This window comes from Micromonospora sp. NPDC005413 (assembly GCF_040606435.1).
Lineage (GTDB): Bacteria > Actinomycetota > Actinomycetes > Mycobacteriales > Micromonosporaceae > Micromonospora.
Window position 1 is genome coordinate 1 of record NZ_JBEXEV010000047.1, and the last position, 13,461, is coordinate 13,461.

12 protein-coding genes are annotated in these 13,461 nt (G+C 70.3%); 6 read left to right on the forward strand and 6 right to left on the reverse strand.

Annotated elements, in window-relative coordinates; translation table 11 throughout:
- Nucleotides 1-140: 140 nt before the first annotated feature.
- On the reverse strand, nt 141-689 hold the full coding sequence (locus ABZS37_RS30440) for a DUF1062 domain-containing protein (protein WP_355174655.1): 549 nt from the start codon (nt 687-689) through the stop codon (nt 141-143).
- A 219-nt stretch (nt 690-908) separates the two neighbouring features.
- Between ABZS37_RS30440 and ABZS37_RS30445 the strand changes: the two genes are divergently transcribed.
- Together ABZS37_RS30445 and ABZS37_RS30450 are read left to right on the forward strand one after the other, a co-directional pair.
- Nucleotides 909-1,073: a hypothetical protein gene (locus ABZS37_RS30445; RefSeq protein ID WP_355174657.1), complete on the forward strand. Its 165-nt coding sequence runs from the start codon at nt 909-911 to the stop codon at nt 1,071-1,073.
- 52 nt (nt 1,074-1,125) lie between these two features.
- Nucleotides 1,126-2,142, forward strand: coding sequence for a methyltransferase (locus ABZS37_RS30450; RefSeq protein WP_355174659.1), 1,017 nt, complete (start codon nt 1,126-1,128; stop codon nt 2,140-2,142).
- An 84-nt stretch (nt 2,143-2,226) separates the two neighbouring features.
- Here ABZS37_RS30450 and ABZS37_RS30455 read toward each other — a convergent pair whose 3' ends face one another.
- On the reverse strand, nt 2,227-3,078 hold the full coding sequence (locus ABZS37_RS30455; RefSeq protein WP_355174661.1) for an alpha/beta hydrolase: 852 nt from the start codon (nt 3,076-3,078) through the stop codon (nt 2,227-2,229).
- Nucleotides 3,079-3,246: 168 nt separating this feature from the next.
- On the opposite strand from ABZS37_RS30455, the gene ABZS37_RS30460 reads away from it, so the two are divergent.
- The 3 genes from ABZS37_RS30460 to ABZS37_RS30470 are packed head-to-tail and all read left to right on the forward strand — an operon-like array spanning nt 3,247 to nt 4,793.
- Nucleotides 3,247-3,567: a hypothetical protein gene (locus tag ABZS37_RS30460; protein WP_355174663.1), complete on the forward strand. Its 321-nt coding sequence runs from the start codon at nt 3,247-3,249 to the stop codon at nt 3,565-3,567.
- Nucleotides 3,561-3,854, forward strand: coding sequence for a hypothetical protein (locus ABZS37_RS30465; RefSeq protein WP_355174665.1), 294 nt, complete (start codon nt 3,561-3,563; stop codon nt 3,852-3,854). Before ABZS37_RS30460 ends, ABZS37_RS30465 begins: the two co-directional genes overlap by 7 nt.
- 60 nt (nt 3,855-3,914) lie before the next feature.
- Nucleotides 3,915-4,793 carry a metallophosphoesterase gene (locus tag ABZS37_RS30470; RefSeq protein ID WP_355174667.1) on the forward strand — a complete coding sequence of 293 codons (879 nt, stop codon included), beginning with the start codon at nt 3,915-3,917 and terminating at the stop codon, nt 4,791-4,793.
- Here the strand turns inward: ABZS37_RS30470 and ABZS37_RS30475 are convergent.
- From ABZS37_RS30475 to ABZS37_RS30490, 4 genes are all read right to left on the reverse strand, one after another.
- Nucleotides 4,783-5,010: a hypothetical protein gene (locus ABZS37_RS30475; protein WP_355174669.1), complete on the reverse strand. Its 228-nt coding sequence runs from the start codon at nt 5,008-5,010 to the stop codon at nt 4,783-4,785. The genes ABZS37_RS30470 and ABZS37_RS30475 overlap by 11 nt on opposite strands.
- A gap of 136 nt (nt 5,011-5,146) precedes the next feature.
- The gene (locus tag ABZS37_RS30480) at nt 5,147-5,344 is read right to left on the reverse strand and encodes a hypothetical protein (RefSeq protein ID WP_355174671.1); all 198 of its coding nucleotides are present in this window, start codon (nt 5,342-5,344) and stop codon (nt 5,147-5,149) included.
- A 346-nt stretch (nt 5,345-5,690) separates the two neighbouring features.
- On the reverse strand, nt 5,691-8,078 hold the full coding sequence (locus ABZS37_RS30485; RefSeq protein WP_355174673.1) for a discoidin domain-containing protein: 2,388 nt from the start codon (nt 8,076-8,078) through the stop codon (nt 5,691-5,693).
- A 193-nt stretch (nt 8,079-8,271) separates the two neighbouring features.
- Nucleotides 8,272-10,146, reverse strand: a complete 1,875-nt coding sequence (locus tag ABZS37_RS30490) for an adenylyl cyclase (protein WP_355174675.1) — start codon at nt 10,144-10,146, stop codon at nt 8,272-8,274.
- A gap of 272 nt (nt 10,147-10,418) precedes the next feature.
- Between ABZS37_RS30490 and ABZS37_RS30495 the strand changes: the two genes are divergently transcribed.
- Entirely contained in the window at nt 10,419-13,460 is a 3,042-nt protein-coding gene (locus ABZS37_RS30495) for a BTAD domain-containing putative transcriptional regulator (RefSeq protein ID WP_355174677.1), read from the forward strand.
- Nucleotide 13,461 lies beyond the last annotated feature (1 nt).

Sequence of the window (13,461 nt, forward strand, 5' to 3'; positions counted from 1 at the left end):
GCAGAACCAGATACCGGAGACCTCTTCAGTTGTCGATCACCGCCACGCCGTGACCTCGACCCCGCCAGCCTGACTTACGAAACACGCCTTAGGGCCTGCCCGGCGAATCATGCCGGACAGGCCCGTGGCCCCGACGAGGCTCAGCGCTTGAGCGTGAAGGTGAAGTCGCCGGAGAGCTTGCCGCTGAGCCGGACCGCCGAAACGAGTTTCCCCTCCGTGATCAGTCTGTCGACCTCGGCACGCGAAAGACCGCAACCTTCAGCGATCAGTCGCACCGGCCGGACCGGGATCCGCGCCGCAAAGCGGACCGAGACGTCAATCGTTTCGCGGTCCAGGTGATCCGTTCCGCCGGTGTCGAGGCGCCAGGCATTGTCCCAGTCGAGGGCGATGCGATTACGGCGCTGCACGACCGGATCCTGGAGCAGCTCAGCTGTCAGGCCAGGGTCGTTGTCATGCAGCCGGTCCAGCAGCTCAGGTCGTATGGAGCGCACAGTCATCCGCTCCAGGACCGTGATCTTCGCGGTTTCCCCGCAAGCGGCGCAGAGCGCGAGGAGCCAGGCGTCGATGAGCTTGTGGTTTGCGTTGACGCGAAATTTGCCGCTTGCCTGGAAGCGCTCGGATGGGCACGCGTGGCAACGGCGGCGAAGGAGTGGCAGGCAGGTGGGCACGACCGCCCAGATTTTGAGCACAGAAGTACACCGGTTTCAGTGAGAAGTCCGCAGCAAAGGAGCGCGACGCGCATGGCGCGACGCGCGACAGATCAGCGCTCGGGAGGTCTCACAGGGTGTACAACGGGACGCCCTTGACTAGACGACGTGGTTCGGCGGCACCGTAAGGGCGGACGGCGGCGCTGCGCCACTGGTTTTCGCGCGCCTCACCGCCAGGTTCGATCCGGCTGATATCCGACCTTGCTGCGGGGTGCTGCTGGTCGCCGAGCCGGTGCCCGGGGCCACTCCGGGCACCTGACCGCAGCACCGGTGGGTGCGGTGCTGCGTCGGGCGTGGTTCAACGTCGATCGGCTCTGGGCCGGCGTGCTGGTCGCGGCCGGGTTGGTGACGCTGATCCGGGCCTGAACGTCTATCAGTGCGCCATAGTGGACAGACGGGATGTGTGATCTCATGAGTCATGATCACCCCGACTCCCCTCATGCGCCTGGTGGCCGGCGTGTGGGGGTTCAAGACCCTCGCGGTCGGCGTCGAGCTCGGCCTGTTCACCCGGCTGGCCGGCGGACGGACGATGACCGTCGAGGAGGCCGCCGTCGAGTTCGGGCTGGCCGACCGGCCCGCTGACCTGCTGCTGGCCGCGAGTGCCTCGCTCGGCCTGCTGGAGAAGGCCGGCGACGGATATCGCAACTCCGAGTTGGCCGAGCAGTTCCTGGTCGAGGGGAGCCCGTACTACTTTGGCGCGCAGGTCCGCTACTCGGACCTGCGCACCTACCTGCCCTGGCACCGCATCGGCGAGGCGCTGCGCACCGATCGGCCGCTGACCTGGGACCCGCAGGCCCAGCAGTCGATGTTCGACACCGCCGACCCGGAGATGCTCGCGCAGTTCTGGGACGCGATGTTCTCCACGTCCAGCTTCACCGCCAGCGCGTTGGCCGACGCGTACGACTTCTCCGCACATCGCCGGTTGCTCGACGTGGGCGGCGGGGCCGGCGCGTTCCCGATCGAGCTCTGCCGTCGCCTGCCCGACCTGCGGGCGACCGTCCTGGACCTCCCGCACGTCTGCGTACGAGCGCAGGAGCGGATCGCGGAAGCCGGCCTGACCGGGCGGATCGACGCGGTGGGCGGTGACTTCCTCGCCGACCCGGCGCTGCCGGACGGGCATGACGTCATCCTGCTGAGCATGATCCTGCACGACTGGGACGAGCCGACGAACCGGGCGCTGCTGGCCCGCTGCCACGCGGCGTTGCCGCCCGGCGGGGCGATCGTCGTCAGCGAGCTGCTGCTCAACGACGAGCGCACCGGGCCGCCGGAGGCGGCGCTGATGGGCATGAACATGCTCGTGGAGACCGAGGGCGGCCGGAACTACTCGGGTGCCGAGTACGCGGCCTGGCTCACCGACGTCGGCTTCGTCGACGTCCGCACGGTGCCGTTCGACGCTCCCGGCGCCAACGGTGCGGTCGTGGCCCGCCGGCCCTGACCGCCGACGACACCCGGCCCAAGAAAAAGGCCGGGTGTCGCAGCGTCCTCGCAACGCTGGTGTCCGATCGGCTACCGGTACGGGTCAGGCGCGAGCCTTGGCCGGCTGCTTCATGAAGTCCATGATCGCCTTGTTGACCTCGTCGGCGTGCGTCCACGGAATGCCGTGGGGCGCGCCCTTGAGCGTGATGAGCTGACCGGTTGGCATCATCGGCCCGAGCCGCTGACCGGTCACCGGGTACGGCAGCACCCGGTCCTGGTCGCCCTGCACGATCAACACCGGGATGTCGATCTTCGGCAGGTCCTGGCGGAAGTCTTCCTGCCAGGCGTTCACACTGTCGTGGGTGGCCTTACCGGAGGCCATCGCGCCGATCTGCCAGTGCGCCCGGTACGCCTCCTCGCTGACCCGCTTGCCCATGTTCTGATCCGGGTTGAAGAACGCGTCGCAGAACGACGTCAGGTAGGCGAAGCGGTCCTTGATAATGGCGTCCTGGAAACCCTTGAACAGGCTCGTGTCGACGCCCTCCGGGTTGTCCTTGGCCTTCGCCAGCATTGGTTGCAGCGGGCTGAGCAGCACGGCTCGGCTGACCCGTCGCGAGCCGTAGTTGCCCAGGTAGCGGACCACCTCGCCGGTGCCCATCGAGTGACCGATCAGGGTCACCTCGTTCAGGTCCAGCTCGGTCATCAGCACGTCCAGGTCGGCCGCGAACGTGTTGTAGTCGTACCCGAAGGCCGGCTGGGCGGAGTTTCCGTTACCGCGCCGGTCGTAGGTGATCGTCCGGTATCCGGCGTTGAGCAGCGCGGTGGTCTCCTTCTCCCAGGTCGCGCCGTTGAACGGGAAACCGTGGATCAGCACCACGGGCTTACCGGAACCGTGGTCCTCGTAGTACAGGTCGATGGGCGCGGAGTTTTCCGTTCCCACGGTGATGAAAGGCATGTCGTCTCCTGCTCCGGTCTCGGGCTGTCGGACGTCAGCGCGCTTTCCCGCCCGGTCGACGGATATGCGGACCACCGGGAGCACCTCCGGGCCAGCTCACCCATCGACATTTATCGACGCCATCGGTAGGCTCGCCGGTAGGAAAGTTTCGGCGTACGGGAGGTGGGCATGCCTCGACGAATGCACGCGAGGGTCGCCGCGTTGGCCATCGGAGCGGCCACGGTCGCGCTGGGCGCCACGCCGGCCCACGCCGACCCGGTGGTGCCACGGCATGCCATCGTGGTCTGCCAGAGCGCCAGCTTTTACGCCAACTACGACTCCGCTGGCGGGCCCACCGGCCTCAAGCGCACTCTGACCTACGGCAACAAGATCGGCCACACCCCGGGCGCGCACCCGGTCTACAACGGGTGGGCGGCCTCGTTCGACTTCGGCCCCAACGACTGGGGCTACCTGCGCGCCGAGTGCATCGGCGGGTACGACTCATGGTGACCCGACGGCGCACCCGGGCAATCGCCGGCCTGCTCGCCGGGATCGTCGCCGCGACAGTCGCCCTGCTAGCCCCCGCGCAGGCCGCCAACGGCACGATCGGCCAACGGGAGACGGTGTGCGCGAGTGATCTGTTCGTCCGCACCCAGCCCAACGGCGCCTGGATGGGCACCCTCTACCAGGGTCAGACGTTCCTGGTCGAGGGCCCTCGCAGCGGCGGCTACGTCTACGGCTTCGCCTACGGGCACATCAACCGGCGCGGCTGGGTGCAGGACGGCTGGTTCTGCTGACCGTGCCCGCTGGCGGGACAGGGGTGTCCTGATCGGGTCGCGACGGCCTAGCCTCGGGTGGTGAATCTTCCGCCCCGACTGCGGGCTGTCAGCGACCTGCACGTCGGGCACCCGCAGAACCGCGCGTTCGTCCAGGAGCTACACCCGGACAACGACGGCGACTGGCTGCTCGTCGCCGGGGATGTCGCCGACCGGTTCGCCGACATCGAGTGGGCGCTCGGGCTGTTGAGCAGTCGGTTCGCACGCGTCGTCTGGGCGCCGGGCAACCACGAGCTGTGGACGCCACCCGGCGACCCGGTCACGTTGCGCGGCGAGGAGCGCTACCGCGAGCTGGTCCGGATGTGCCGGCGGTTGGGGGTCGTCACCCCGGAGGATCCGTACCCGGTGTGGGACGGCGACGGCGGGCCGGCCCTGATCGCCCCGCTCTTCGTGCTCTACGACTACACGTTCCGGGTCCCGGAGGCGCGCACCCGGCAGGAGTCGCTCGACCTGGCGTACGCGGCCGGGGTGGTGTGCACGGACGAGGCGCTGCTGCACCCCGACCCTCACCCGAGCCGGGAGGCGTGGTGCGCGGCCCGGGTCGCCGAGACCGAACGCCGGCTGGCCGAGCGTGATCCGGCGCTGCCGACCGTGCTGGTCAACCACTACCCGCTGGTGCGGGCACCCACCGACATCCTGCGGTACCCGCTGTTCGCGCAGTGGTGCGGCACCGTGCGCACCAGCGACTGGCACCTGCGCTTCGGCGCGGCCACCGTCGTCTATGGGCATCTGCACATCCCCCGCACCACGTTCCACGACGGGGTGCGCTTCGAGGAAGTCTCCCTCGGCTATCCCCGCGAGTGGCAGCGCCGAGGGCCGGTGCCGGATCCGGTGCGCACCATCCACCCGGCCGACGACCTGCGCCGCCGGCTCTCCGACCAGCCGCCGGTCAGCGGGTGAGGCCGACCAACGTGGCCAGTCGCGCCACGCCGGCCGGCGCCGGCTGAGCGCGCGCAACGTCGGCGATCACGGTACGCGCCAACGGCCGGCACCGAACCTCAGCCGGCGCGATGCTGTCCGCGTCAACCAGCGCGCGAGCGGCGCCGCGCAGGTCACCAATCTGGAGGTACGCCCGCGCGGCGTCGACCAGGTACGCGCCCCGATACTCGGCCGGCAACAGCCCTCGCGCTTCCCGAAGTCGCCGCAACTCAGCCGGAAAACGTGGGTCAACGAGAGTGGTTGCGCGTGGGGGCTTGACAGCACTCCTAGCTGACGGCTGACGGCGGCGATCGCCACGGCCGGCCGTCCTGCAATCATCGACGGTACTCCCTAAGCAGGCCACGGTTAGACGCCAGCGATCCATTCCATTGCTCATCAGGACCGGCATATACGTGCCGCTCCTCCATGCTGGCCGGACGGCATACCTGTTGGTGATAGGCGGCACCTTCATGGTGCTGCTCCAACTTTTCACCGAAGATCAGCACGGGTTTGGTGAAGTCGCGGTATGCCATCGACGCGGATGCCCCGCTTTCACGAAACCCGAGTCGATCAGCACCGCTGTGCCGATGGGTGGGAGGTATTGACCGAATGCGGGAACGACCAAGGGGCACGGTGAACTCCCGACACCAGGTCAGCCACTCCAGGAACGCACCACCCCGCGCCGCGCCGATCTTGCAGTTTCGGTCGCCGGTACGCCTGGAATGCCCCCTACGTCGGGACAGGAAGTGCAAGATCGCGGACCGGCCTGTCGATCATGGAGTTGTGGTGCCTGATTTGGGACCAGAGAGGGCTTTTGTTGCCCACCACAACTCCATGATCGACGAGGCAGGGCGGGGCCGCCGGGCACCTTACGCCTGGTCAGCTCGCGTAGACCTCCAGGGTCGACAGTTGGCCGGCCGGCCAGCCGGTGTTGCCGGTGACGGTGATCCGCACGTAGCGGGCCTGCGCGGCGGTGAACGTGAGCGTCACCTGGTTGCCGGTCGCCGGGTCGAAGACCCGCCCCGCCGACCCAACGAGGGTGCCGAAGCTCCCCCCGTCGGTGCTGCCCTGCACGGATAGGGTCTGCGTCCGACTCCCCCAGGCCGATGACGGCGGCAGCTTCAGCACCACCCGCCCGACCGTGCGCGAGGCACCAAGGTCGACCTGGACCCACTGCGGGAACGCGCTGTTGGCGCTCTCCCAGTAGCTGTTCGGGTCACCGTCGACTACGTTGCCGGACCCGTAGCTCTGGACGTGGCTGCTCTCGCTGGTGGGTCGGCCGCGGGCGAGGTCCGCGTTGGCCGGGGCGTCCGTGGTGGCGGTGACCGCGTTGGACACGGCCGAGGTGTTGCCGGCGGCGTCGCGGGCGGTGACCGTGAAGGTGTACGCGGTGGACGGGCTGAGCCCGCTCACGGTCGCCGTGGTGCCGGTGACGGTGGCGACGACGTTGCCGCCCTGGCGTACCTGGTATCCGGTCACTCCGGTGTCGTCGGTGGAGGCCGTCCAGGACAGGGACACGCTTGTCGACGTCCGGCCGGTCACCGTGAGGCCGCTCGGGGCGGTCGGCGGGTTGTCCGGGACGGTGGTTCCGGCGTACACCTCGACCTGGGCGAGCTGGCCCGCCGGCCAGCCGGTGTTGCCGGCGATGCTGAGCCGGACGTAGCGGGCCGTGGTGGTCGTCAGCGTGCGGGTCACGGTGTTGCCGGTGGCCGGGTCGAAGGTGAACGCGGAGGCCGCGGCGATGGTGGCGAAGGAGCCGCCGTCGACGCTGCCCTGCACGGTGATGGTCTGGGTACGCGCGCCCCAACCGGTGGGCAGCCGCACCACGAGCTTGTTGACCTGGTGGCTGGCGCCGAGGTCGACCTGCCACCAGTGCGGGAAGGAGCCGCCGCCGCTCTCCCAGTAACTACCGGCGTTCGAGTCCACCGCGTTCGACGCCGGGAACCCGCCACCCTGGCTGCTCGCCGAGGTGGGTCGGCCGGCGGCCAGGTTGCCGCCGGTCGGGGGCGGGGTGCCGACCATGGGTGGCGTCGGGCGTACGGCGGTGAGGGCGAGCTGCCCCTTGAGCATCCGGCCGCCGTCGGCGGTGATCCGGAGGTAGTAGTCGGAGGAGCAGGCCACGCCGTCCTCGTCCAACGCGCGGATGTTCGCGCCGGCCGGGGTGGTGGCCTGGGTCTCGGACGTCTTGGCGATCTGGTTGCCCTCGTTGTATTCGTCGTACATGGACACGTACAGGCCTTGGGAGCCGAGGCGAACCATGTTGTAGATGTGCCGCCAGTAGAAGTCGCCGTGCTTGCGATGCCCTCCGGCGAGGTCGCCGGGCATCACACAGGGCAGGTAGTCGATGCCGCGCGCCGCGCAGTCGGCCATGTCGCCGACGTTGACGTTGTTGTAGTACGAGTCCAGTTCTTCCACGGTCCTGGCCCGGTAGACCATCCACGGCGAGATCGCGTTGAACGAGTGGTAGACGTCGAGGAAGCCGGGGCGGGAGTCCTCGATGCCCTGCCGCCACCAGGTGGGCACGCCACCGATGACGTAACAGCCCTGCGCCTTGAACCAGTTGATGACCTCCAGGCAGGGCCCCGGGGTGAAGGGACGGCTGGGCTCGCTGAAGCCGAAACCCCAGATGCAGACGACCGGCTTGCCGTTCTGCCGGGCGTACGCGGAGGACGCGGTGTGCGCCGCCATCTTCGTCGTCCAGTCGGTCTTGATCTCCGACTGGAAGCTCAACCAGTCGGTGACGTCGTACATGATGTAGAACTTGCGGCTGTAGCGCTCGGCGGCGGAGCGCACCTTCTGTGCCATCGCGTCGCGGGTCGGGCCCTCATCGCCCATCGGGTTGAACCGTTGCAGCGCGGCGGTGTCGCAGCCATACTCCTGCATCCACCGGAAGTGGGTGTCCACCGTCTGCTGGTCGTAGGAGGAGAAGAGTGTGGCCGGCGAGCCGTTCCCCAGGTTGGGGTACGCGGTGGGATAGGTGCGCGTGTACTCGCGCATGTCCGGCCAGGACACGATCGTGGTGTTGGCGGGTGAGGGCGGCTGGAACCGGTCGCGGCCCCAGTGCCACCACCCGCCGATCGGGGCCCCGTCGCCGGGTGCGCTGAACCAGCCCTGGTAGCCGACCGTCACCTTGCCGACCACGTCCCCGGGGGGACTGGCGGCCTGCGCGGGGCTGGACAGGGTGGTGAGCAGCTCGGTGGTGGAGGCGGTGGCGAGGGCGGACCCGGCCAGCACCGATGTGACGAACCTGCGGCGGGAGACCGCCATGACGACCACTCCTTCGGGACGGAAGGCATTGACGGTCATCGTGGCAGCAGCGAATGCCGACCCGCAAGAGTTCGACTAATCAATGGAATAAATAGTCAAGCAACCGAAAGGATGGGTGCTGTCGTCCGCCTTGACGAAACCGGACGGGGTCGGAGCCTTACCGGCTCCGGCCCCGTCGGTACGCCCGAGATCGCTACGGAGTCGGATACTGCGTGAGGTAGACCGGCACCCCGACCTTGGTCATGTCGGCCGCGTCACCGACGCCGTTGACCACGTGGTCGATCGTGCCGGCGCTGAGGTTGACGGTCATGATGTGGTGCAGCTTCACGCCCGGCCTGTTCGGGACCTCGAAGCCGTTCTCCGTGTGGATGGACGGGTTGTTCTGGTTGAAGACGTACACCCCGCCGCCGTACAGGGTGTGGTGGCGCACCCGGTCACCAACCTTGTAGCCGGCCCAGCCCTCGACCTTGCCGTTCATCCAGTCGGCCTGCGTCGGCGGGTCGTACGGCAACTCGTTCTGGTAGAGGATCGTGGTGCCGTGCTCGCCGTTCCAGACCGTGTTGTAGCGCTGGAAGTGCTCGACGAACAGGCCGGTGGCGGTCACGTGGTCGCCGTTGATGACGGCGCCGTAGCGACCGGTGTTGGTGCGCCAGCGGTCGGTGTCACCGTTGACGCCCTCGGTGAAGCCCTCGACGCCGTGGTCGCCGCGCCACACCCAGGTGTGGTCGATGAGCACGTTGTCGCTGTTGACCTCCAGCGCGGTGTTCGTCCGGCCGATGTGCGGGCCGCCGACCCGGAAGTACACGTCGGACAGAGTGGTCGGGTTGGCCGCGCTGCTGGCGTTGTGCCCGTGCTGCCGCCCCACCCGCAGCAGGACCGGCGACTCGACGGTGCCTGCGTCGATCGTGACGCCGGCGACGACCACGCCGGGAACGCCGGCGACGTCCAGCGGGATGGCGCCGTTCACCGCGGTGAGAGTGGCGTGCCCGATGCCGAGCACCACCGTGTTGGGACGCCGGACCTCGATGCTGCGCGCGATGTCGTACGTACCGGGGGTGAGCAGCAGGTGCTTGCCGCGCGCGAGTTGGCTGTTGATGACGCGCACCGAGTCGGACGGCTTCGCGATGAAGAAGTCGCCGATCCCGATGGTCCGCCCCGGCGTCATGCCGTCGGCCCAGGAGACGCCCCGGCTGTCACGTTGCGCCGCGGGCACCCGCACGTTGTAGCGGCCCTTGCCGTCGATGTACAGGTACGGCTTCTCCCGGCTCAGCGGGGTGGTCTCCAGGGTGGTGTACGGCGGGTCGGGGAAGGTCGCGTCGTCCGGCGCTCCCTCGACCCCCGCGAACACCTGGTTCCACACCGCGTTGGACCAGCCCGCGACCTCGCTGTTGCGGGTCAGCCACTGCTGCTGGGATCCGTTGGTGGTGGCCGGCAGCCGTGAGTCGGCGATGAAGCCGCCGCTGGCGAACTGGGGCCCGGCGGTGCAGTAGTCCATCAGCGACAGGCCGCCGCCATTGATGTTCAGCCGGCGCATCGACACCGCCTGGGACACCGCCCAGAAGTTCGCCGTCGACCGACAGCCGTCCTGGCCTGCCGCGTTGATGGTGAGCGAGAGGTTGGACAGGGTGCGCCAGAAGTTGACCAGCGCGAGGCAGTTGCCGGTCCCGCCGTCGGCCAGGCAGCGGTTGTAGACCTCAAGCTTGCCGTTGACGCTGACGTCGGTGGGCGAGGCGCCCAGGCCGGAGACCTCGGTGTAGTAGCCGACCTTGGCCTGCAACGGCTGCTCGGCCGTGCCGTACGTGCCCGGCTTGAACAGGTAGGCGTGCCGCTCGGTGCCCATCTCGTTGTCGACCTGCCGGGCGTGCGCCGCGTCGAGGGTCTGCTGGATCTCGCTGATCGGCATGCCCGGGTCGAAGATCGTGACGTTGGGTCCGAAGTCCGGGGCGCCATGCGTCGGCCGACCGGCGCTGGCGGCGGTGCTGGTCATCGTGACGGCGGTGGTCAGCACCAGAGCGAGAATGAGGGTGCGGCCGGATCGCCGGCGCACCTGTCGGGGCTGGGTTGTCATGCGGTTAGTCCTCTCCGGGCCGGATCGTGCTCCCGGCACAGCTGGGGCGTGAGAGCGCTCTCTGATCCCTTCGGCCAGTGCTTCCGGCCGGTCGAAGGGGTTGGCATGTTTCTACCTGGTAAATCGGCCGCACGCTATGACCAGGGACGGCGAACTTCACGGCGGGCGGGCGAGAATGGACGGTCGGCCGTCCAGGACCTCGCCGACCGGAGCCAGCCAGCCGGTCGTCGGCGCGCTCACGGTCGACTTCAGGTCACCTCTGCGCCGCTAGGATGACCGCCGTGCAGTTCGGGGTGCTCGGGCCGCTCGCCGTCACCACGGACGCCGGCGAGCCGGTGGTGGTGCCCGGCACGAAGGTACGGACGCTGCTGGCCGACCTGCTGACCAACCGCAACCAGGTGGTCTCGGCCGACCGCCTCATCGACGATCTGTGGGGCGAGGACTCCCCCGCCAACCCCGCCGGCGCCCTGCAGGTGCGGGTGTCCCAGTTGCGCAAGGCACTCAACGACGCCGAGCCCGGTGCCCGCGAGCTGGTCGAGTCGCGGCCACCCGGCTACCTGCTGCGGGTCGACGCGGTCGACGCCGACCGGTTCGCCGAACTGGCCCGCCGCACCGATGTCGAGCGACTGACCGAGGCCCTCGCGTTGTGGCGCGGCGAGGCGTACGCCGACGTGGCTGACGCCGAGTTCGTCCGGGCGGAGGCGACCCGCCTCGGCGAGCAGCGCCTGGCCGTACACGAGCGGCTGGCCGAGGCCCGGCTGGCCCGGGGTGAGCACGACCTGGTCGCCGCCGACCTGGCCGAACTGGTCGCCCGGCATCCGCTGCGCGAAGGCCTGCGGGGAGTGCAGCTCCGCGCGTTGTACGCGGCCGGTCGCCAGTCCGAGGCGTTGGACAGCTACGCCGAGCTGCGGGACCGGCTCGCCGAGGAGCTGGGCCTCGACCCCGGCCCGGAGCTGGTCGCCCTGCACCGCAGGATTCTCCACCAGGACGCCGGCCTGAGCGCGCCCCCGAGATCCGCGATCGTTGGCGCCGGCCTGCCGGCCCCGCTCGACGAGCTGGTCGGGCGAGCCGAGGCGCTGGCCGAGCTGCGGGCGCTGCTGCCCCGGCAACGGCTGGTCACGCTGGTCGGGCCGGGTGGTGTCGGCAAGACCCGACTGGCCACCGAGACGGCCCGTACGCAGTCCTTTTCGGACGGCGTGCGACTGGTCGAGCTGGCCCCGCTGCCGGCCGGCGACGCACACGTCGCCGAGCAGGTGCTCGGCGCGCTGGGCACCTACGAGGCCGCCGGCACGAGCCTGTCCCCCGCCGACCGAGTGGTCACGGCCCTGCGGCACCGGCAGCTGCTGCTCGTGCTGGACAACTGCGAACACGTCATCGACCCGGTCGCCGAGCTGGTCGCCCGGCTGCTGCGCGACGTGCCCGGGGTGCGCGTGCTGGCCACCAGCAGGGAGCCACTCGGGCTGACCGGCGAGCTGCTCTGGGAGGTACCCCCGCTGCCCGTGCCGGACGACGGTGCGGTGGATGCGGTCCGGCGCTCGGCGGCGGCTCAGCTGTTCGCCGCCCGCGCTGCCGCGCAGCAGCGCGGTTTCCGCCTCGACGGTCGGACCGCACCCGCGGTCGCCCAGCTCTGCCGCCGCCTCGACGGCCTGCCGCTGGCGCTGGAGCTGGCCGCGACCCGGGTCCGCGCGCTGGGCGTGCGGGGGGTGGTGGACCGGCTCGACGACCGCTTCCGGCTGCTCACCACCCAGCAGCGGGACGTGCCACCCCGGCAGCGGACGCTGACCGCGGTGATCGGGTGGAGCTGGGACCTCCTGGACGAGGCCGACCGGGCGGTGCTCGCCCGACTGGCGGTGTTCCGGGACGGCTGCACCCCGGAGGCCGCCGAGCACGTCTGCCGCACCGACCTGGACACCCTCGCTCGGCTGGTGGACCGGTCGCTGGTGGTGCTCGACGACTCCGGCGCCGGGCCGCGCTACCGGCTGCTCGAATCGGTCGCCGCGTTCTGCCTGGACCGCCTGACCGACATCGACGAGGTGCGCGCGCGGCACGCCGCCTACTACACCGAGCTGGCCGAGCGCGCCGACCCAGAGCTGCGCGGGGCCGACCAGCAGCGGTGGCTGGCCCTGCTGGACGCCGAGATGGCGAACCTGCGATCGGCCCTGTCGCACGGTGGCGGGCTGCGCTTGGCGGTCGCCCTGAGCTGGTACTGGCACCTGCGCGGCCGGCTCACCGAGGCACGGCGAGCCCTGGCCGTGCCCGGTGATCCGGAGCAGGAGACCCGCGCGGCCCCCTGGCGGGTCGGCTTCGCCCTGTCGCAGGGCGAGGCGGTCGCACCGGACGACGTACGCGCCGCGGTGGCCGCCGACCCGGACGGCCACGCCGCCTGGTTCGCGGCCAACGCGGTGATCGAGCACGGCGACCTGGCCCTGGCGTCGGAGCTGCTGCCCACCGCCGTCGTCGACCCGTGGACCGAAGCCGCGGTGCTCACCTCCCTGGCCCACATCGCACACGCCAACGGTGACCAGGCCGCCCTGGAGCGCACCGCGACGCGCAGCGCCGCACTGTTCGCCGAGATCGGCGACCGGTGGGGCCGACTTCGGGCGACCGAGTGGGTGGGTGGCCTGGCCGACATGCGCGGCGAGTACGAGCGCGCCGCCGTGCTGCACCGGGAGGGACTGCGCTGGGCCGAGGAACTGGCGCTGTGGCCGCAGGTCTGCGCCGAGCTGTCCTGGCTGGCCTGGCTCGCCGTGCAGACCCGCGACTACGCCCAGGGTCGGGAACTGGCCGAACGCGCGTACGGCCTGGCGGTGGAGCAGGGCTCGCCCGGTGCGCTGGTCTTCGCGGAGATGAGCCTCGGGCTGGCCGCCCGCCGCGACGGCAAGCTCGACCTGGCCGTCACCCACCTCACCCACCTCGCCGACCTGGGTCGGGGCGAGAGCCAGCCCGCGCTCTACCTGCCGATGATCCTGGTGGAGCTGGGCTACGCGGTCGAGCAGGGCGGCGACCCGGACGCTGCGCTGGCCCTGCACATCGAGGCGTTCGAGGCTGCCGAGGCGATGGCGACGATGCGGGACGCGATCAGCCCTCTGGAAGGGATGGCGGCGGCGGTGCGCTCCCCCGAGGTCGCCGCCCGGCTGCTGGGCGCCGCGACCGCCGCCCGGCTCGCCGCGCGGGCCCCCGCCGCGCCCGCCGAACGCGACGACACCGACCGGGTCACCGACCGCCTGCGGGCCGAGCTGGGATCGGAGCGCTTCGACGCGCTGGTCGCCGAGGGCACGCGGCTGAGCCCGGGTGAGGCCCGGGCTCAGCTCTGAT